Raw genomic sequence first — 20,441 nt, 5'->3', positions numbered from 1 at the left:
AAGCGTGTGAAAAAAATCGTCAGGGCAAGGCGCATCGTCGAAGACAGTACGCGGGTACGGCGAGACGATGCAACGCCGCCATGGCGAGTTTTTTCACACGCTCGTAGAGAGGGCCAATGACGCTGCCGCCGCACTCCCAGGACAAAGACGCATCTGATAACCAATCGGACGAACTGCCTGACGAACTGGACGGCGAAGGCGCGTCGGGTTTCGGCGCCGAAGCGGGACGCGACGGCGCCGACGCCGAGCCGCTGCTGCCCGGCGCCGCCGCCGAGGTCGACAGCGTCGACGAACTCAAGAAGGTGCTGGCGGCCGAGCTCTCGACCGATACCACCCAGCACTACCTGAACCAGATCGGCACGCGGCCGCTCCTGTCGGCCCAGCAGGAATCGCATTACGCGACCCTGGCCAAGGCGGGCGATTTCGAGGCCCGCCAGAAGATGATCGAGCACAACCTGCGGCTCGTCGTCTCGATCGCCAAGCACTACATCAACCGCGGCGTGGTCCTGCTCGACCTGATCGAGGAGGGCAACATCGGCCTGATGCGCGCCATCGACAAGTTCGAGCCGGAGCGCGGTTTCCGCTTTTCCACCTACGCCACCTGGTGGATTCGCCAGAGCATCGAGCGCGCCATCATGAACCAGGCGCGGACGGTGCGCCTGCCGGTGCACATGGTGCGCGAACTGAACGCCGTGCTGCGCGCCAAATACCACCTGGAAGCCCAGCACCATGACGGCAAGGATGCCAGCGTCGAGGACATTGCCAGCCTGGTCGGGCGGCCGCCGGAAGAGGTGCAGGACATCCTGGCCCTGTCCGAGCACGCGGCTTCGCTCGATGCCCCGCTCGACAACGATCCCGGTTCCAGCCTGATGGACATGCTGCCGGGCGAGCTCGACGACGCGCCCGACGCGCGCGCCGAACAGCACGAAATGACGGAACTGGTGCGCGACTGGCTGACGCGCCTGCCGGAGAAGCAGCGCCTGGTCGTGATGCGCCGCTTCGGCCTCGATAACGACGATCCGGCCACGCTCGAGACCCTGGCCGAGGAGATGGGCGTGACGCGCGAGCGGGTGCGCCAGATCCAGCAGGAGGCGCTGGTCAAGCTGAAGCGGGCGATGGCGGCCCGTGGCGTCGTGCGCGATTCCTTGCTATGATTCCGCGGATTTTCGGCTTGCTTCGTGCCATGTAATCGGCACGCCACCCACTATTCCTCATTCTTTAGGTCCGCGCGGATTCGCCGTCCGCGTCATATTCAATGCAAGAAACATTCATCGACATTAAATCCCTCGACGCGGACGCCCGCGGCGTCGGCCACCTCGAGAACGAGGACGGCAGCCCAGGCAAGGTCATCTTCGTCGAGGACGCGCTGCCGGGCGAGCGCGTCAGCTACGAGGTCAAGCGCAAGAAGAAGAACTGGGAAGCGGGCCGCATGGTCACCCTGCAGCGCGCTTCCTCGATGCGGGTCGAGCCGCGCTGCGAGCATTTCGGCTACTGCGGCGGCTGCTCGATGCAGCACCTGGAGCCGACCGCCCAGGTCGCGATCAAGCAGCGCACGCTGGAAGACAATCTGTGGCACCTGTCGAAGGTGAAGGCGGAAAACATCATGCGTCCGATGTACGGGCCGACCTGGGGCTACCGCTTCCGCGCGCGCCTGTCGGTGCGCCACGTCGAGAAGAAGGGCACGGTGCTGGTCGGCTTCCACGAGCGCGCGTCCTCCTACGTGGCCGACATCCGCTACTGCCACATCCTGCCGCCGCACCTGGGCGGCATGCTGATGCCGCTGCGCGAGCTGGTCGGTTCGCTGTCGATCTACAACCAGATGCCGCAGATCGAAGTGGCCGTCGGCGAAGAGACGACGGCGCTGGTACTGCGCATCATGGCGCCGCTGAGCAAGAAGGACGAGGAGCTGGTCAAGGCTTTCGCCGACGAGTGGGGCATCCAGTGGTGGCTGCAGCCGAAGGGCCCGGATACCGTCTACCCGTTCTATCCGCTCGACAAGGAACTGTATTACACGCTGCCCGAGTTCGGCGTGCGCATGCCTTTCAAGCCGACCGATTTCACCCAGGTGAACCACCAGATCAACCGCGCCCTGGTGCACAAGGCGCTGACCCTGCTGGAAGTGCAGCCGCAAGACCGCGTGGCCGACCTGTTCTGCGGCCTCGGCAATTTCACGCTGCCGCTCGCGACGCAGGCGCGGGAAGTGGTCGGCATCGAAGGCAGCACCGTGCTCAGCACGCGCGCACTGGAAAACGCCAAGGCCAACGGCCTGTCGGAGAAGACGACTTTCTACACGCGCAACCTGTTCGAGGTGACGCCGGAAGACCTGGTCGCCCTCGGCCGTTTCGACCGCATGCTGATCGACCCGCCGCGCGACGGCGCGATCGCGCTGGCGCTGGCGATGGCCGAGCTGCGCGAGAGCGGCAAGACGGAATTCCTGCCGCAGCGCATCGTCTACGTCTCGTGCAGCCCCTCGACGTTGGCGCGCGACGCCGGCATCCTGGTGCACCGCGCCGGTTACGTGATGAAGAAGGCGGGCGTCGTGAACATGTTCCCGCACACCTCGCACGTAGAATCGATCGGCGTGTTCGAACTGGCATAAGCTTTCGTAGGGTGGGCATTCATGCCCACGCGGTACGGCGGGCGCGCCGTCGAGACGATTCGAACGGCCAAAAAAAAAGCCGACCCGCAGGTCGGCTTTTTCATTTCAGCGGGAAGCGATCAGTCGTCGCCGCCCACGATGCCCAGCAGGCGCAGCAGGCTGGTGAAGATGTTGTACACGTCCAGGTAGATCGCCAGGGTCGCCGAGATGTAGTTGGTCTCGCCGCCGTTCACGATGCGCTGCACGTCGTACAGGATGAAGGCCGAGAAGATACCGATCGCGAGCACCGACACCACGATCGAGATGACCGACATCTGCAGGAAGATGTTGGCGACGGCCGCCAGCAGCAGCACGATCACGCCCGCGAACAGCCAGCTGCCCATGCCCGAGAAATCGCGCTTGGTGGTGGTGGCGATGCTGGCCATGACGGCGAACACGACCGCGGTGCCGCCGAAGGCGGTCATGATCAGCTGGCCGCCGTTGCCGTAGCCCAGGGTGTGGCGCAGCAGCGGGGTGAGCATCAGGCCCATGAAGAAGGTGAAGCCGAGCAGCACGAACACGCCGACGGCCGAGTCCTTGGTCTTTTCGATCGCGAACATGAAGCCGAAGGCGATCGCCATGAAGACGATGAAGCCCATGAAGCCGCTGAACATCGGCAGCGCCAGCGAGACGCCGACATAGGCGCCCAGCACCGTCGGAATCATCGACAGCGCGAGCAGCCAGAAGGTATTGCGCAGTACTTTGTTGCGCGTGACCTGGCTGTACGCCACGTCATAAGCAGGTTGCTTTTGCAGAATGGGATTCATGATCGCTCCGGTTGGGTAAATATGTATTGCCACTCAAGCATAGCATGGGGCTGTTGGTTGTAAACCGCCCTTAAGCCTTGCATAAGCCGTTCGCACCAGAAAGGGGAGCGAATGGCCACATTGACAAGGCGGTTTTTCGCCGCCACTCTACCACTTTGGTCCTTGCCGCCGCAATATCGGCTATATGGGGAGAGGTATGGTAAAATCAAAGGTTGATTGAGTTCTTACTTTCTCGATTTAAACCTTTCTTTTTATTGGAGTTTTACATGGCAATCGAACGCACCCTGTCGATCATCAAACCAGACGCAGTTGCAAAAAACGTGATCGGCCAAATCTACAGCCGCTTCGAAAACGCTGGCCTGAAGATCGTTGCTGCCCGCATGACCCAACTGACCCGCGAACAAGCTGAAGGCTTCTACGCCGCTCACAAAGAGCGCGGCTTCTTCAACGACCTGGTGAACTTCATGGTCTCCGGTCCTGTCATGATCCAGACCCTGGAAGGCGAAAACGCCGTGCTGGCACACCGCGACCTGATGGGCGCGACCGATCCGAAGAAAGCAGAAAAAGGCACCATCCGCGCCGATTTCGCCGATTCGATCGATGCCAACGCCGTCCACGGTTCGGACGCTGTCGAAGCTGCAAAAGTTGAAATCGCCTACTTCTTCCCAGAACTGAAGTAATCGATTCTCGTATTACACACCGCTCGCTTGATTGCCCCGGGCCCTGCGAGCGGGGTTGCATCACTTTTTAGTATTAGGAACAACATGACGACTCTCACCAACCTGCTGGACTTCGATCCCGCGCAACTCGTCGCCTACTGCGCCGAATTGGGTGAGAAGCCGTTCCGCGCCAAGCAGCTTCAGCGCTGGATCCACCAGTTCGGCGCCGGCAACTTCGACGACATGACGGATCTCGCCAAGTCGCTGCGCGAAAAACTCAAGACCCGCGCCGAGATTCGCGCGCCGGGCATCATCAGCGACCACACCTCGACCGACGGTACCCGCAAGTGGCTGGTCGACGTCGGCAACGGCAATGCGGTCGAAACCGTGTTCATCCCGGAAGAAAACCGCGGCACGCTGTGCATCTCCACGCAGGCCGGCTGCGCCGTCAACTGCCGCTTCTGCTCGACCGGCAAGCAGGGCTTCAACCGCAATCTCACCGTGGCCGAGATCATCGGCCAGCTGTGGATGGCCGAGTTCGAACTGCGCCGCACCAAGGGCATCGAGCCCGGCCCGAAGGGCGAACGCCAGATCACCAACGTGGTCATGATGGGCATGGGCGAGCCGCTGCTGAACTACGAACCGACCGTCACCGCGCTGAAACTCATGCTCGACGATAACGCCTACGGCCTGTCGCGCCGCCGCGTGACCCTGTCGACCTCGGGCGTGGTGCCGAACATCGACAAGCTGTCCCAGGATGTACCTGTGGCGCTGGCGGTCTCGCTGCACGCCTCGAACGATGCGCTGCGCGACATCCTGGTGCCGCTGAATAAGAAGTATCCGCTGCGCGAACTGATGGCCGCCTGCAAGCGCTATCTCGAATTCGCGCCGCGCGATTTCATCACCTTCGAGTACTGCATGCTGCACGAGTTCAACGACAGCGACGAGCATGCGCGCGAACTGATCGCGCTGGTGAACGATCCGGTCGTCGGCGTGAACTGCAAGTTCAACCTGATCCCGTTCAACCCGTTCCCGGAATCGGGCCTGACGCGCTCGAAGAATCCGCGCATCAAGGCCTTCGCCGAGATCCTGATGAACGCCGGCATCGTGACCACCGTGCGCAAGACGCGCGGCGACGACATCGACGCCGCCTGCGGCCAGCTGGCCGGCGAGGTGCAGGACCGCACCCGCGTCGCCCAGCGCATGGAAAAGATGGCCGAATACCAGAAGAAGTTCGGCGCCGATTTCGGACGCATCGTGGAGATTCCTTCTTGATCGTGACGACGCCAGTGCGCGGCATGGTGAACCGCTTCGCGGCAGCGCTTGCGCTGTGCCTGCTTGCGGCCTGCGCCGCGCCCGGCAATGGCGCCGGCGAACTGAAGACGGCCTCCGACCAGACCGCGAACGAGAAGCGCGCCCTGATCCGCCTGCAGCTGGCGGTCGGCTACTACCAGCAGGGCAAGTACGACATCGCCCTCGACGAGGTCAAGCAGGCGATCAACGCCGACCCCGACTACGCCGACGCCTACGGCATGCGCGCGCTGATCTACACGGCGATGGGACAGGTGCCGCTGGCCGACGACAACTACCAGCACGCGCTGCGCCTGGCGCCGCGCAATCCCGAGCTGGCGAACAACTACGGCGCCTTCCTGTGCCAGACGGCGAACCGTCCGCAAGAGGCCATGCGCCAGTTCGAGGCGGCGCTGAAGAACCCGTCCTACCAGACGCCGGTGAGCGCGCTGGTGAACGCGGGCGTGTGCAGCCTGAAAACGAAGAATATCGATGCGGCCGAGCGCTACCTGCTCGACGCACTGCGTTACCAGCCCGACCTGCCGGCCGTCTCGAGCGGACTGGCGCGGGTCTATTTCGAGCGGCGCGATTACCAGCGCGCCGGTTTTTTCATTAACCGCCTGACAGAAGTGTCGAAGCTCGACAACCTGTCCGCCGACGCGCTGTGGCTCGCCCTGCGGGTGCAGCGCAAACTGGGCGAACGCTCGATGGAGGCCAGCCTGGTGGCGCAGTTGCGGCGGCGCTTCCCCGGCTCGCCCGAATACCTGGCGTACGAGCGCGGGGCTTTCGATGAGTGAGACGACAATGACTTCAGAGCGCACGGAACAAAGCGCCCCTTCGAACCAACACCACAGCCATCCGGGTGCGACCCTGTCGACCCAACGCGAATCGATGGGCTGGACGGTCGAGCAGGTGGCCGAGCAGCTCAAGCTGGCGCCGCGCCAGGTGGTGGCGATCGAAGCGGGCGACTATGCAGCTTTGCCGAGTCCGGCCGTGACGCGCGGTTTCGTGCGCGCCTACGCCAAGATCCTGCGGCTCGATCCGGCCCCGCTGGTGGCGATGATCCCGATGGACAATCCGGTGCCGGTGGAAACCGGCGCCGTGCGCAGCAACCGTCCGACCTCGTTCTCGCATTCGCGCTATCCGACCCACGGCAAGCGTTCCAGCCTGCCGCTGGCCTGGATCGCCAGCGTCGTGGTCGTGGCCGCTTGCGCGGGCGCTGCCTGGCATTTCGGCCTGGTTTCGCTGCCGGGCAGCCAGGCCCCAGGCAACGAAGCCGTGCTGGCCGGTCCGGCCGAGACCACCACCGCAACGGCACCTGCCGCCGATACGGTGCATAACCCGACCGTTCCGCTGATCTCGGTGCCGGCCCCGGCCGACGCGAATGCCACCGGCGCCGCACCGGCAGCCGGTGTCACGGGCGCAACGGCGACGCCGCCGGCCCCGGCCGCGGTCACGCCGCCGGCAGCGACGACGACGCCGGGCGCTGTCGCCGGTACCCCGGCAGCAGTCACGACGGCACCGGCAACGCCAGCCACCGCGACCCCGGCGCCGGCTGCGGCCACGCCGGCTGCCGCGCCGGCCGCCGAAGGCGCCAACACCCTGGTGCTGACCGTGCGCGAAGATTCGTGGATCGAAGTCAAGCCGCAAGGCGGCCGCGCCCTGATCTCGCGCCTGGTAAAAGCCGGCAGCACCGAAACCGTCGAAGTGCCGGGCACGGCGACCCTGGTGGTCGGCAACCCAAGCGGCGTCTCGGCCACGCTGCGCGGCGCCGCCGTCGCCTTGCCCGCGGTGCCGGGCAAGACAATCTCCCGCGTAACCCTGAAGTAAAACAGAGTGTAGCCCCGGCACCGCCCGGGGCAGGGCGGCATCGAGACGACGCCCCAACAAGGACAACGAGCAAAGCATGACTTCTACGAACCTGCCAATTCCTTCCGGCCCGATGGCGCGCCGCGCCGCGCGCCGCGTGCTGGTCCAGCACGGCGAGCGCAAGGTCTGGATCGGCGGCGACGCCCCGGTCGTGGTGCAGTCGATGACCAACACCGACACCGCCGACGTGATCGGCACCGCCATCCAGATCAAGGAGCTGGCGCGCGCCGGCTCCGAGATGGTGCGCCTGACCGTGGACAAGCCGGAAGCGGCCGCCGCCGTGCCGCTGATCCGCGAACAGCTCGACCGCATGGAAATCGACGTGCCGCTGGTCGGCGATTTTCATTACAACGGCCACATCCTGCTGCGCGACTTCCCCGAGTGCGCGGCAGCGCTGTCGAAGTACCGCATCAATCCCGGCAACGTGGGGCAGGGCGCCAAGCGCGACACCCAGTTCGCCCAGATGATCGAGATCGCAATCAAGCACGACAAGCCGGTGCGCATCGGCGTCAACTGGGGCAGCCTCGACCAGTCGCTGCTGGCGCGCATCATGGACGAGAACGCCGCACGCGCGAATCCGTTCAGCGCCCAGGCCGTGATGTACGAAGCCCTGATCACCTCGGCGATCGAAAACGCGGTAAAGGCCGAAGAGATTGGCCTGGCCAAGGACAAAATCATCCTGTCGTGCAAGGTCTCGGCCGTGCAGGACCTGATCGCGGTCTACCGTGAACTGGCGCGCCGCTGCGATTACCCGCTGCACCTGGGCCTGACGGAAGCCGGCATGGGCAGCAAGGGCATCGTGGCCTCGACCGCGGCCCTGTCGGTGCTGCTGCAGGAAGGCATCGGCGACACCATCCGCGTCTCGCTGACCCCGGAGCCGGGCGGCGACCGTACGAAGGAAGTGGTCGTGTCGCAGGAAATCCTGCAGACCATGGGTCTGCGCAAATTCACCCCGATGGTGATCGCCTGCCCGGGCTGCGGCCGCACGACCTCGACCGTGTTCCAGGAACTGGCCGACAACATCCAGACCTTCCTGCGCGACTCGATGCCGGAATGGAAGAAGTCCTACCCGGGCGTGGAAGCGATGAACGTGGCCGTAATGGGCTGCATCGTGAACGGTCCGGGCGAATCGAAGCACGCGAATATCGGCATCAGCCTGCCGGGTACAGGCGAATCGCCGGCGGCGCCGGTGTTCGTCGACGGGCAGAAGGTGGCGACGCTGCGCGGCGAGCGGATCGTCGACGAGTTCCAGAACATCGTTTTGGAATACGTCAAAAAGAATTACGGCCGCGCGACCGAAATCATCGCCTAACGTAGGGTGGAGTCCTGACTCCACGCGGTGCTGAGCATGCACGCCGCAACACAGATCGAATGCCGTACGCGTGGAGTCAGGACTCCACCCTACAAATAGAAGAAGCTGACAATGTCCAAACCAGAAAAAATCGTCGCCATCAAAGGCATGAACGACATCCTCCCAAGCGATGCACCACTGTGGGAGCTGTTCGAAAACACCGCTGAAACGATCCTGAAAAGCTACGGCTACCAGAAGATCGTCACCCCGATCGTCGAGGAAACCGGCCTCTTCAAGCGCGCCATCGGCGCCGTCACCGACATCGTCGAAAAGGAAATGTATTCCTTCACCGACTCGATGAACGGCGACGAGCTGACCCTGCGTCCTGAAGGCACGGCCGGCGTCGTGCGTGCGGTGCTCGAGCACAACATGGTCTATGACGGTCCGAAGCGCCTCTGGTACAAGGGCCCGATGTTCCGCCACGAGCGTCCGCAGCGCGGCCGCTATCGCCAGTTCTTCCAGTTCGGCGCGGAAGCCGTCGGCTTCACCGGCCCGGACATCGACGCCGAGCTGATCATGCTGTGCCGCCGCCTGTGGGACGACCTGGGCCTGCAGAACGTGCGCCTGGAGCTGAACTCGATCGGCAATGCCGAGGAGCGCCTGCGCCACCGCGCCGACCTGATCGCCTATTTCGAACAACACGCCGAGATCCTCGACGCCGAAGCGCAGCGCCGTCTGCACAGCAATCCGCTGCGCATCCTCGACACCAAGAACCCGACCATGCAGGAAATGGTGAACGGCGCGCCGCAGCTGCTGTCCTACCTGGGCGAAGAGTCGCTGGCCCACTTCGAAGGCGTCAAGCGCCTGCTCGACCGTAACAACGTGCAGTACACCGTCAACCCGCGCCTGGTGCGCGGCCTCGATTACTACAACCGCACCGTGTTCGAATGGGTCACCGAGGAACTCGGCTCGCAGGGCACGATCTGCGCCGGCGGCCGCTACGATCCGCTGATCGAGCAGTTCGGCGGCAAGGCGACCCCGGGCGTCGGTTTCGCGATGGGCATCGAGCGCATCATCGAGCTGATGAAGGGCCTGGGCGAACCGGCCCAGCCGAGCCAGTGCGACGTCTACATGGTGCACCAGGGAGAAGAGGCGCAGGTGCAGGCCTTCATCCTGGCCGAGCGCCTGCGTGATGCCGGCCTCGACGTTGTGTTACATTGCGCAACGCCAACGGGTGCAGGCAGCTTCAAGAGCCAGATGAAGAAGGCCGACGGCAGCGGCGCGTCCTTCGCCGTGATCCTGGGCGAGGACGAAGTGGCGAACAATGTCGCGGCTGTAAAATCGCTGCGCGGCGAAGCGGGCGAGCAGCAGCAGGCCACCGTCGCCTTCGATGCCGTGGTCGACCACATCGTCGATGCGATCGTGGGCGACCACGATCATGACCACGATCACGTGCATTACCATCCGTAAGTAAGTAAAAGCAGGCAAGAGACCGATTCACCTTATAACGACTAGACGAACGACATGGCATACGACCTCGAAGAACAGGAACAGATAGCGACTTTCAAGGCTTTCTGGTCCAAGTACGGCAACCTGATCACCTGGGTGCTGATCCTCGCCCTGGGCGCCTTTGCCGCCTACAACTTCTGGAACAAGCATCAGCGCGACCAGGCGGTGGCTGCCTCCGGCCTGTACGACGAGCTGACCGATGCCGTGACCGCCAAGGACAACGCCAAGAGCCAGCGTATCGCCGCCGACATCCAGGCCAAGTACAAGCGCACCAGCTACGCCCAGATGAGCGCCCTGGCCGCGGCCAAGACCGCCTTCGAGACCAACGACCTGAAAACCGCCAAGGCCCAGCTGCAGTGGGTGATCGACAACGGCAACGACGAGTACAAGTCGGTGGCCCAGCTGCGCCTGGCCGGCGTCCTGCTCGACGAGAAGAATTTCGACCGCGCCATGAAGCTGCTGAACGGTACTTTCCTGCCACAGTTCGCCGCTGAAGTGTCGGACCGCAAGGGCGACGTGCTGGTCGCGCAGAACAAGATCGTCGACGCCCGCGCCGCCTACGTCGCCGCGCTCGCCGCCATGGGTCCGAAGCACCCGGGCAGCCAGCTGGTGCGCATCAAGCTCGAAGCGATCGGCGGCACCGCCCCGGACGCGGCAAAAAAAGCCGCTTAAACTGAACGTTACGTCATGGCCCACGCTTGCCGCGAGGTGAGCGTGGGCTTTGCCTCTCTCTACGACTCGGAACAAGGTAAAAGAAAAATGCGTATTACCCGTAAGCTGGTTGGTGTCGGCGTCCTGGCCCTGATGACGGGCTGCTCGACCTTGAGCTCGCTCAATCCATTCGGATCGAAATCGAAGGGCAACGAGCCCGCCAAGCTGGTCGAACTGAAGGGCACGATGGCCGTGCGCACCGCCTGGAAGCTCGATATCGGCAAGGCGCGCGGCTACCAGTTCTCGCCTGCGCTGGCCGGCAATACCGTGATCGTCGCCGGCGGCGACGGCAGCATCGCCCGGGTCGAAGCGGCGGACGGTCGCCAGGTCTGGCGCATCAAGGCCGGCAGCGACCTGACCGCCGGCGTCGGCACCGACGGCAACGTGATCGTCGTCGGCGCCGCCGACGGCGTCCTGATGGCCTTCGACATGGACGGCAAGGCGCTCTGGAAGAGCCAGCTGTCGAGCGAGATCCTCTCCGCGCCGGCCGTGGGGCAGGGCGTCGTGGTGGCGCGTTCGATCGACAACCGCATCGTCGGCCTCGACGCCAGCACCGGCCAGAAGAAGTGGACCGTCCAGCGCGCCGCGCCGCCGCTGACCCTGCGCACCGCGCCGGGCATGTCGGTCTACGACAAGGACGTGATCGTGGCCCAGCCGGCCGGCAAGCTCGGCTCCTTCCTGCTCGCCACCGGCGCGCCGCGCTGGGAAGTCGAAGTCGCGCCGGCACGCGGCGCCACGGAACTGGAGCGCGTGACCGACATCGGCGGCGCCCCGAGCATCTTCGAATCGGATGTCTGCGCCGTCGCCTACCAGGGCCGCGTCGCCTGCTACGACGTCGCCAGCGGCTCGCCGCGCTGGACCCGCGACCTGTCCTCGCTCGTGGGCGTGGCGGTCGACCAGCGCTTCGTCTTCGCCGCCGACGACAAGGGTGCGCTGAACGCCTTCAACCGCGACGGCGGCGCCAGCGCCTGGAAGAACGACAAGCTGGCCTTCCGCGGCCTGTCGACGCCGGTCTCCTACGGCCGCGCGGTGGCCGTCGGAGACTACGAAGGCTATGTGCACTTCCTGTCGCGCGAGGACGGCACTTTCCTCGCGCGCGCCGCCACCGACGGCAGCGCCATCAGCGGTACCCCGCTGGTCGCGGGGTCGAACCTGATTTTTCAAACACAAAATGGAACTGTGACCGCCATCGCGGTCGAATAGAATAACTACATGAAGCCGGTAATTGCACTCGTTGGTCGCCCGAACGTCGGGAAGTCGACCCTATTCAACCGCCTGACCCGTTCGCGCGACGCGTTGGTGGCCGACCTCCCTGGCCTGACGCGCGACCGCCACTACGGCGAGGGGCGCATCGGCGAGCGGCCGTTCCTGGTCATCGACACGGGCGGTTTCGAACCGGTCGCCAAGGAAGGCATCATGTACGAGATGGCCATCCAGACCAAGCAGGCGGTGGCGGAAGCCGACGTCGTCGTCTTCCTCGTCGACGGCCGCCAGGGCCTGACGCCGCACGACAAGACGATCACCGACTTCCTGCGCAAGTCCGGCCGCCAGGTCATGCTCGTCATTAACAAGTCCGAGGGCATGAAGTACACCTCGGTCACCGCCGAGTTCTATGAACTGGGCATGGGCGACCCCTACGTCATCTCGGCCGCCCATGGCGACGGCGTGCACGACCTCGTCAACGAGGCGCTCGACCAGGCCTTCGCCTCGCGTCCGCACGAGGAAGAAGAACTGGAAAACCAGGACCACGGCGTGAAGATCGCCCTGGTCGGTCGGCCGAACGTCGGCAAGTCCACCCTGATCAACACCCTGGTCGGCGAGCAGCGCGTGATCGCCTTCGACATGCCGGGCACCACCCGCGATTCGATCGAAGTGCCCTTCGAGCGCGACGGCAAGCAGTACACGCTGATCGACACGGCCGGTATCCGCCGCCGCGGCAAGGTGTTCGAAGCGATCGAGAAGTTCTCGGTCGTCAAAACCCTGCAGTCGGTGTCGGAAGCGAACGTCGTCGTGCTGATGCTCGACGCCCAGCAGGACATTTCCGAGCAGGATGCCCACATTGCCGGCTTCATCCTGGAGTCGGGGCGGGCCCTGGTGGTTGCCGTCAACAAGTGGGACGGATTGACCTCTGACCAGCGCGACGACGTCAAGAACACCATGGATCGCAAGCTGGACTTCCTTGGCTTCGCCGAAACGCGCTTCATTTCGGCGCTGAAGGGCACCGGCATCAAGCAGCTGATGACCTCGGTCGACGCGGCCTACAAGGCGGCCACCGCCAACCTGTCGACGCCGCGCCTGACGCGCGCGCTGCAGGAAGCGATCGAGAAGCAGGAGCCGAAGCGCAAGGGCGGTACCCGTCCGAAGATGCGCTACGCCCACCAGGGCGGCCAGAATCCGCCGGTCATCGTCATCCACGGCAATGCCCTGGACGGCGTCACCGAGCCGTACAAGCGCTACCTGGAAAAGCATTTCCGCGACACCTTCAGCCTGATCGGCACCCCGCTGCGGATCGAACTGCGCAGCGGTAAGAATCCGTTCGATAAAGACCGCCAATAAAGGGCCTGCGTTTCGGCTTTGCTCGACCGTCTTAATTGTTTCTTAAGCGTAGCAGTACGACAAAAACCACTAAAACAGGTTACAGTAACTACAAGGCCTCGTTCGCAAAGCTGAATCTTGCCCCGTGCACTTGAAATGGGGGCGCAAGCCTCCAACTTTTAAACTACAACAACATTACGGAGCTGTTATGAGCAACAAAGGGCAACTGTTACAAGACCCATTCCTCAATGCCTTGCGCAAAGAGCACGTCCCAGTCTCGATCTACCTCGTCAACGGGATCAAGCTGCAGGGCCATATCGAGTCGTTCGACCAATATGTCGTCCTGCTGCGCAACACCGTGACCCAGATGGTGTACAAGCATGCCATTTCCACCGTTGTACCGGCTCGCGCCGTCAATCTCAACCTCGAATCCGAAGCTGAGTAAGGCCGATGGCTGACGCCCCCGGCACTCCCAATATGCGCGCCGCGCTGGTCGGCGTCGATTTTGGCGCGGTCGATTTTTCGGCCAGCCTCGAAGAGCTGGCCTTGCTGGCCAGCTCTGCCGGCGCCGAGCCGATCGATACGATCACGGCCAAGCGCAACGCTCCCGATCCCGCTTACTTCGTCGGCAGCGGCAAGGCCGACGAAATCGGCGTCGCCGCGAAAGCCGCCGGCGCGGAACTCGTCATCTTCAATCACGCTTTATCGCCTGCCCAGCAGCGTAACCTCGAGCGCCGTCTCGAACTGCGCGTCATCGACCGCACCAGCCTGATCCTCGACATCTTCGCCCAGCGCGCCAAGAGCCACGAGGGCAAGCTGCAGGTGGAACTGGCGCAGCTGCAGCACCTGGCCACGCGCCTGATCCGCGGCTGGACCCACCTCGAGCGCCAGAAGGGCGGTATCGGCCTGCGCGGTCCTGGTGAAACCCAGCTCGAGACCGACCGCCGCCTGATCGGCGAGCGGGTGAAAGCCTTGCGCACGCGCCTGGCCAAGCTGCGCAAGCAGCACGAAACCCAGCGCCGCCAGCGCGGCCGCAACAATACTTTCTCGGTGTCGCTGGTCGGCTATACCAATGCCGGCAAGTCGACCCTGTTCAATACGCTGACCAAGGCCGGCGTCTACGTCGCAAACCAGCTGTTCGCCACGCTCGACACCACCAGCCGCCGCATGTACCTGGGCGACGAAACCGGCAGCGTCGTCATCTCCGACACGGTCGGTTTCGTGCGCGAGCTGCCGCACCAGCTGGTGGCCGCCTTCCGCGCCACCCTGGAAGAAACCATCCACGCCGATCTGCTGCTGCACGTGGTCGACGGCTCCTCGCCGGTGCGCATGGAGCAGATCGAGCAGGTCAACGAGGTCTTGCGCGAAATCGGCGCCGACCACATTCCGCAGATCCTCGTGTGGAACAAGATTGATGCGGCCGACCTTCAGCCCGGGGTCGAACGTGATGAACATGATAAAATCAGCCGCGTTTTTATCAGCGCCAGGAGTGGCGCCGGCCTCGATCTGCTGCGCAATGCGATCGTTGAAGCGGCCAGCTCCGCAGCACGCTTTGTGCCAGGCTCGAGCCCTGAAAACGAAGAGCAGGACGATGCAGCGCCGGACGACGACTTTGATGACGCCGGCGAAAGTATTCCAACCTCCACCCATGTCGGGCCACATTGAAGCCTATGCTTGTTTCCTTAATAAAAAAATTCGGCGTCAAACTGTCGCTGAACGATCCACGCTGGGGCAAAAACCCTCAAGGCGATAACAGCAAGGCCCAGGAGGGCCGCCGTCCGGGTGAGGGTCCACCCGACCTCGACCAGATGTGGCGCGACTTCAACGCGCGCCTGAACCGCCTGTTCGGCAGCCGCGGCAACAACGGCGGCGACGCCGGCGGCCCCGGCCCGTATCGCAGCGAAGGCCGCGGCGCCGGCATCACGGCTTCCGTGATCGGCTTCATCGTCCTCCTGATCTGGCTCGCCAGCGGCGCCTTCATCGTGCAGGAAGGGCAGGTCGGCGTGGTCACCACCTTCGGCCGCCTCTCGCACACCACCGGCGCCGGCTTCAACTGGCGTTGGCCGGCCCCGATCCAGGCCCACGAAACCGTCAACGTCTCGCAGGTGCGTACGGCCGAAATCGGCTACCGCGACAACGTGCGCAACAAGCAGGGCGCCGAGTCGCTGATGCTGACCGACGACGAAAACATCATCGATATCCAGTTCGCGGTGCAGTACACACTGAAGGACCCGGTCGCCTGGGTCTTCAACAACCGCGACCAGGATACGACCGTGCACCAGGTGGCCGAGACGGCCATCCGCGAAGTGGTCGGCAAGAGCAAGATGGACTTCGTGCTGTACGAAGGCCGCGAGAAGGTCGCGCTCGACGTGCACAACATGATCCAGCTGATCGTCGACCGCTACAAGCTGGGCGCCCTGATCACCAACGTGACCATGCAGAACGTGCAGCCGCCGGAGCAGGTGCAAAGCGCATTCGACGACGCCGTGAAAGCCGGCCAGGACCGCGCGCGTGCCCGTAACGAGGGTGAAGCGTATGCCAACGACGTGATCCCGCGTGCACGCGGCGCCGCTTTCCGCCTGCTGCAGGATGCCGAAGCCTACCGCTCGATGGTGGTCGAGAACGCGACCGGTAACGCGGCCCGCTTCAACCAGGTCGTCACCGAGTATGCCAAGGCCCCGGGCGTGACCCGCGACCGCATGTATATCGACACCATGCAATCGATCTTCAGCAGCACCAGCAAGGTCATGGTCGACGCCAAGTCGGGTTCCAATCTGCTATACCTGCCGCTCGATAAGCTGATCGCCCAGGTTGCCGCCAACGATGCCGCCACGGGTGCCGCCCGTTCGGGTCCGGTGCAAGCGCCGCAGGAGCAGCAGTCGGCGACGCCGACCCAGGAAGTGATGCAGACCATCGAACAAGTACGCCAGCGCGACAGCCGCTCGCGCGATTCCTCACGTGACCGGGAGAGCCGTTAATGAACCGCCTCGTAACCATCTTCGTGGCGGGCTTCATTGCCCTGATGCTGCTGTCCTCGACCGTCTTCGTCGTCGACCAGCGCCGCTTCGCCATCGTCTTCGCACTGGGCGAGGTGCGTGAAGTCATCGCCGAGCCTGGCCTGCACTTCAAGCTGCCGCCGCCTTTCCAGAACGTGATCTATCTCGACAAGCGTGTCCTGACCCTGGACACGCCCGACGCCGACCGTTTCATCACGGCCGAGAAGAAGAACATCCTGGTCGACGCCTTCGTGAAGTGGCGCATCGTCGAGCCGCGCCTGTATTACGTCTCCTTCAGCGGCGACGAGCGCGCCGCCGCCAACCGCATGTCGCAGATCATCAAGGCGGCCCTGAACGACGAGATCACCAAACGCACCGTGCGCCAGGTGATCTCGGGCGAGCGTGGCGCCGTGATGCAGGCGGTGCAGAACAAGGTCATCGCCGAAGCCAGGCAGATCGGCGTCGGCATCGTCGACGTGCGCCTCAAGCGCGTGGATTACATCGACCAGATCAATGCCTCGGTCTACGACCGCATGCGCGCCGAGCGCGTGCGCGTGGCGAACGAGCTGCGTTCGACCGGTTCGGCCGAAAGCGAAAAGATCCGCGCCGACGCCGACCGCCAGCGCACCGTGATCCTGGCCGAAGCCTTCCGCGAAGCCGAGAAGATCAAGGGCGAGGGCGATGCCAAGGCATCGGCGATCTATGCCGAGTCCTTCGGCAAGAATCCGGAGTTCTACAAGTTCTATCGGTCGCTCGAGGCCTATCGCGCCAGCTTCAAGGCGCATGGGGATGTGATGGTGATCGATTCGAATTCGGAGTTCTTCAAGTATTTCAGGAGCCCCGGCAGCAAGTAAGCCAACAAAAACGCCGCGTACATCGCGGCGTTTTTCATGGCGTCGTAAGGTGGGCGGGTCCCCCGGCCACGCGTACAACGGAACGGTGCAAACCACGGCAAACGCGTGGGCGGGAAACCCGCCCACCTTACGGGTTGCCCCAATGACCCCGGCGGGTTCCATTTTCGGGTAAAATTGCCGATTCGGCGCCGACTTCGTCTTGCACGAGCGCGCCATGTTGCTTCATTTCTAACAATTCCCAACGCTGTCGCCCATGCCGAACTGGCTTTTGCCTGAGAATATCGCCGACGTATTGCCGTCGGAAGCGCGCAAGATCGAAGATCTGCGGCGCCAGATGCTCGACACCTTCCGCCTGTACGGCTACGAACTGGTCATGCCGCCGCTGCTCGAATACGTCGAGTCGCTGCTGGCCGGCGCCGGCCAGGACACCGACCTGCGCACCTTCAAGCTGGTCGACCAGCTCTCCGGCCGCCTGCTCGGCCTGCGCGCCGACATGACCACGCAGGTGGCGCGCATCGACGCCCACCTCCTGAACCGCGAATCGATCACCCGCCTGTGCTATGCCGGCAGCGTCCTGCATACCCGTCCGTCGGGCCTGCACGCGACCCGCGAGCCGATCCAGATCGGCGCCGAGATCTACGGCCACGCCGGCCTGGAAGCCGATGCCGAGATCCAGGAACTGGCGCTGGCCTCGGTCGCCCTCGCAGGCTTCCTCGACGTGCGCCTCGACATGGCCCACGTCGGCGTCCTGCGTGCGCTGCTGAACGAAGACGCGTTGGCCAAGAAGGACGAAGCCCAGATCACCGCGCTGCTGCGCGCCAAGGACGTTCCCGGCCTGAACGAGCTGACCCGCGCCTATGCGCCGGCCACGCGCGACGCGCTGCTCGCGCTGCCGAACCTGTACGGCGACGTCGAGGTGCTCAAGCGCGCGAAAGAAGTGCTGCCGGCGCTGCCGGGCATTACGCGCGCCCTCGCGGAGCTCGCGGCACTCGCCGCCGGCGCCATCGGCCGCGCGCAAGTGGCGATCGATCTCGCCGACCTGCGCGGCTACCAATACGAAAGCGGCGCCATGTTCGCGCTCTACGTCCCCGGCCTGCCGAACGCGGTGGCACGGGGAGGGCGCTACGATCACGTCGGCGAGGCCTTCGGGCGTGCGCGACCGGCAACCGGCTTCTCGCTCGACCTGCGCGAGCTGGCGCGCCTGCTGCCGACGGCCGAGCGCAAGCATTCGATCCGCGCCCCCTGGGGCAACGCGCCCGAGCTGCGCGAAAAAATCGCTGACCTGCGCAAGGCAGGCGAAGTCGTGATCCAGTCCATGCCGGGTCACGATAATGTTCAGGACGAGTTCGAGTGCGACCGCGTGCTCGTCCTCGAAGATGGAAATTGGATTCTCAAAAACTTAGGTTAAGTGATGTCAAATACAAACGTGGCAAAGAACGTCGTTGTCATCGGCACCCAGTGGGGCGATGAAGGCAAGGGTAAGATCGTCGACTGGCTGACCGATCACGCAGCGGGCGTCGTCCGTTTCCAGGGCGGCCATAACGCCGGCCATACCCTGGTCATCAAGGGTCAGAAGACCGCACTGCAGCTGATCCCGTCGGGCATCATGCGCGAAGGCGTGGCCTGCTACATCGGCAACGGCGTCGTCGTCTCGGTGCCGGACGTGATGCGCGAAATCGACAAGCTGGCCGCCGCCGGCGTCGAAGTCGTCTCGCGCCTGAAGATCTCGGAAGCCTGCCCGATCATCCTGCCGTACCACGTCGCCATCGACCAGGCCCGTGAAGCCAAGCGTGGCGTCAACAAGATCGGCACCACCGGCAAGGGCATCGGCCCGGCCTACGAAGACAAGGTCGCGCGCCGCGCGATCCGCATTGCCGACCTGCTCAACGAAGAGCGTTTCGCCGAGAAGCTCAAGGAAAACCTGGAGTACCACAACTTCGTGCTGGTGAACTACCTGGGCGGCGAAGCGATCGACTTCCAGAAGACCTTCGACGACGCGATGGCCCTGGTGCCGCGCCTGCGTCCGATGGTCGGCGACGTTTCCTCCGCTCTGTACGCCGCTCACAAGGCCGGCGGCAGCCTGCTGTTCGAAGGCGCGCAAGGTTCGCTGCTGGACGTCGACCACGGCACCTATCCGTTCGTCACCTCGTCGAACTGCGTGGCGGGTAACGCCGCCGCCGGCGCCGGCGTCGGCCCGGGCATGCTGCACTACATCATGGGCATCACCAAGGCCTACACGACCCGCGTCGGTTCGGGCCCGTTCCCGTCCGAACTGCCGACCGACGCAGGCGTCGGCGAGCACCTGTCGCGCGTGGGCCACGAGTTCGGCACCGTGACCGGCCGCGCCCGCCGCTGCGGCTGGTTCGACGCCGCGCTGCTGCGCCGCTCGGTCCAGATCAACGGCGTGTCGGGCATGTGCCTGACCAAGCTGGACGTGCTGGACGGCATCGAGTCGCTCAAGCTGTGCACCGGCTACAAGATCGACGGCCGCGACGTCGACATCTTCCCGGTCGGCGCCGAAGAAGCCGCCGCCTGCGTGCCAGTCTACGAAGAGATGCCGGGCTGGACCGAGTCCACCGTCGGCGCCAAGTCGATGGACGAGCTGCCGGCCAACGCCCGCGCCTACATCAAGCGTATCGAAGAGCTGGTCGGTATTCCGGTCGACATGGTGTCGACCGGTCCGGACCGCGAAGAAACCATCGTGCTGCGTCATCCGTTCGCCGCCTGATTTAAATATAAGAATAGGAATAGCCTGAAATGAACACCCCTGCATCGACCGACAAGGACCTCTGGGTTTCGTGGGACGAGTACAACCGCCTGGTCGAGCGTCTTGCCCTGCAAGTCTACGAATCGAACTGGAAGTTCGACATGGTGCTGTGCCTGGCGCGCGGCGGCGTGCGTCCTGGCGACGTGATCTCGCGCATCTTCGACGTGCCGCTGGCGATCCTGTCGACCAGCTCCTACCGCGAAGAAGCCGGCACCAAGCAGGGCAACCTGGACATCGCCAAGTACATGACGATGACCAAGGGCCCGCTGGCCGGCCGCATCCTGCTGGTCGATGACCTGGCCGACTCCGGCGTGACCCTGCAGCGCGTGCGCGAGCACCTGCAGACCAACTACCCGGACGTCACGGAAGTGCGCTCGGCCGTCATCTGGGTGAAAGGTACCTCGGCCTTCAAGCCGGATTACCACCTGGAAGATCTGCCGCACAATCCGTGGATCCACCAGCCCTTCGAAGACTACGACGGCCTGCGCCCGCACCAGCTGGCGGCGTGGATGAAGAAATTCGAGAAGTAATTGCGCCTGCGGCCCTGCGCCGACA

The 20,441-nt window shown here is 64.3% G+C and carries 19 protein-coding genes; 18 read left to right on the top strand and 1 reads right to left on the bottom strand.

Translation table 11 applies throughout. The features are described from left to right. The first annotated feature begins 116 nt into the window (after window positions 1–116). Window positions 117–1,154 (top strand): RNA polymerase sigma factor RpoS, encoded by a 1,038-nt coding sequence (rpoS, locus tag ACFPQ5_RS14725; protein ID WP_379756944.1) that lies wholly within the window; start codon window positions 117–119, stop codon window positions 1,152–1,154. Window positions 1,155–1,255: 101 nt separating this feature from the next. Further along, entirely contained in the window at window positions 1,256–2,599 is a 1,344-nt protein-coding gene (gene rlmD / locus ACFPQ5_RS14720) for a 23S rRNA (uracil(1939)-C(5))-methyltransferase RlmD (protein ID WP_379756941.1), read from the top strand. A gap of 119 nt (window positions 2,600–2,718) precedes the next feature. On the opposite strand, the gene ACFPQ5_RS14715 is transcribed toward rlmD, so the two are convergent. After that, complete coding sequence (locus ACFPQ5_RS14715; RefSeq protein WP_379756938.1) at window positions 2,719–3,405, bottom strand: Bax inhibitor-1/YccA family protein; 687 nt, start codon at window positions 3,403–3,405, stop codon at window positions 2,719–2,721. A 266-nt stretch (window positions 3,406–3,671) separates the two neighbouring features. On the opposite strand from ACFPQ5_RS14715, the gene ndk reads away from it, so the two are divergent. The 16 genes from ndk to ACFPQ5_RS14635 all read left to right on the top strand — a co-directional run bounded on the left by ndk (window position 3,672) and on the right by ACFPQ5_RS14635 (window position 20,416). Further along, complete coding sequence (gene ndk, locus ACFPQ5_RS14710) at window positions 3,672–4,085, top strand: nucleoside-diphosphate kinase (protein ID WP_136218458.1); 414 nt, start codon at window positions 3,672–3,674, stop codon at window positions 4,083–4,085. Window positions 4,086–4,169: 84 nt separating this feature from the next. Continuing rightward, complete coding sequence (gene rlmN / locus ACFPQ5_RS14705; RefSeq protein ID WP_379756935.1) at window positions 4,170–5,339, top strand: dual-specificity RNA methyltransferase RlmN; 1,170 nt, start codon at window positions 4,170–4,172, stop codon at window positions 5,337–5,339. 23 nt (window positions 5,340–5,362) lie between these two features. Further along, window positions 5,363–6,151 carry a type IV pilus biogenesis/stability protein PilW gene (gene pilW, locus ACFPQ5_RS14700; protein WP_379760123.1) on the top strand — a complete coding sequence of 263 codons (789 nt, stop codon included), beginning with the start codon at window positions 5,363–5,365 and terminating at the stop codon, window positions 6,149–6,151. Window positions 6,152–6,158: 7 nt separating this feature from the next. Further along, complete coding sequence (locus tag ACFPQ5_RS14695; RefSeq protein WP_379756932.1) at window positions 6,159–7,184, top strand: helix-turn-helix domain-containing protein; 1,026 nt, start codon at window positions 6,159–6,161, stop codon at window positions 7,182–7,184. A gap of 76 nt (window positions 7,185–7,260) precedes the next feature. Continuing rightward, window positions 7,261–8,535, top strand: coding sequence for a flavodoxin-dependent (E)-4-hydroxy-3-methylbut-2-enyl-diphosphate synthase (ispG, locus tag ACFPQ5_RS14690; protein WP_379756929.1), 1,275 nt, complete (start codon window positions 7,261–7,263; stop codon window positions 8,533–8,535). A gap of 111 nt (window positions 8,536–8,646) precedes the next feature. Further along, on the top strand, window positions 8,647–9,984 hold the full coding sequence (gene hisS / locus ACFPQ5_RS14685) for a histidine--tRNA ligase (protein WP_379756926.1): 1,338 nt from the start codon (window positions 8,647–8,649) through the stop codon (window positions 9,982–9,984). Between the two features lie 54 nt (window positions 9,985–10,038). Then, entirely contained in the window at window positions 10,039–10,695 is a 657-nt protein-coding gene (locus tag ACFPQ5_RS14680; protein WP_379756923.1) for a YfgM family protein, read from the top strand. A gap of 87 nt (window positions 10,696–10,782) precedes the next feature. Beyond that, window positions 10,783–11,937 (top strand): outer membrane protein assembly factor BamB, encoded by a 1,155-nt coding sequence (gene bamB, locus ACFPQ5_RS14675; protein ID WP_379756920.1) that lies wholly within the window; start codon window positions 10,783–10,785, stop codon window positions 11,935–11,937. A gap of 9 nt (window positions 11,938–11,946) precedes the next feature. Next, window positions 11,947–13,290, top strand: a complete 1,344-nt coding sequence (gene der / locus ACFPQ5_RS14670; protein WP_379756917.1) for a ribosome biogenesis GTPase Der — start codon at window positions 11,947–11,949, stop codon at window positions 13,288–13,290. A 187-nt stretch (window positions 13,291–13,477) separates the two neighbouring features. Then, window positions 13,478–13,714, top strand: a complete 237-nt coding sequence (hfq, locus tag ACFPQ5_RS14665) for an RNA chaperone Hfq (RefSeq protein ID WP_019141241.1) — start codon at window positions 13,478–13,480, stop codon at window positions 13,712–13,714. A gap of 32 nt (window positions 13,715–13,746) precedes the next feature. Beyond that, complete coding sequence (hflX, locus tag ACFPQ5_RS14660) at window positions 13,747–14,934, top strand: GTPase HflX (RefSeq protein ID WP_379760121.1); 1,188 nt, start codon at window positions 13,747–13,749, stop codon at window positions 14,932–14,934. Window positions 14,935–14,939: 5 nt separating this feature from the next. Further along, entirely contained in the window at window positions 14,940–16,247 is a 1,308-nt protein-coding gene (gene hflK / locus ACFPQ5_RS14655) for an FtsH protease activity modulator HflK (protein WP_379756914.1), read from the top strand. Continuing rightward, a complete protein-coding gene (gene hflC / locus ACFPQ5_RS14650; RefSeq protein WP_379756912.1) occupies window positions 16,247–17,119 on the top strand; it encodes a protease modulator HflC in 873 nt (290 codons plus the stop codon). Before hflK ends, hflC begins: the two co-directional genes overlap by 1 nt. Window positions 17,120–17,372: 253 nt before the next feature. Continuing rightward, a complete protein-coding gene (locus tag ACFPQ5_RS14645) occupies window positions 17,373–18,527 on the top strand; it encodes an ATP phosphoribosyltransferase regulatory subunit (protein WP_379756909.1) in 1,155 nt (384 codons plus the stop codon). A gap of 3 nt (window positions 18,528–18,530) precedes the next feature. Beyond that, window positions 18,531–19,847, top strand: a complete 1,317-nt coding sequence (locus ACFPQ5_RS14640; RefSeq protein ID WP_379756906.1) for an adenylosuccinate synthase — start codon at window positions 18,531–18,533, stop codon at window positions 19,845–19,847. Window positions 19,848–19,876: 29 nt separating this feature from the next. Beyond that, window positions 19,877–20,416: a phosphoribosyltransferase gene (locus tag ACFPQ5_RS14635; protein ID WP_136218470.1), complete on the top strand. Its 540-nt coding sequence runs from the start codon at window positions 19,877–19,879 to the stop codon at window positions 20,414–20,416. The last annotated feature ends 25 nt before the right edge of the window (window positions 20,417–20,441 follow it).

This window comes from Massilia suwonensis (assembly GCF_042655665.1).
Taxonomy (GTDB): Bacteria; Pseudomonadota; Gammaproteobacteria; order Burkholderiales; family Burkholderiaceae_D; genus Telluria; species Telluria suwonensis.
Note: the sequence above shows the minus strand (reverse complement) of the source record. Positions and strands in the feature narration are given on the sequence as shown.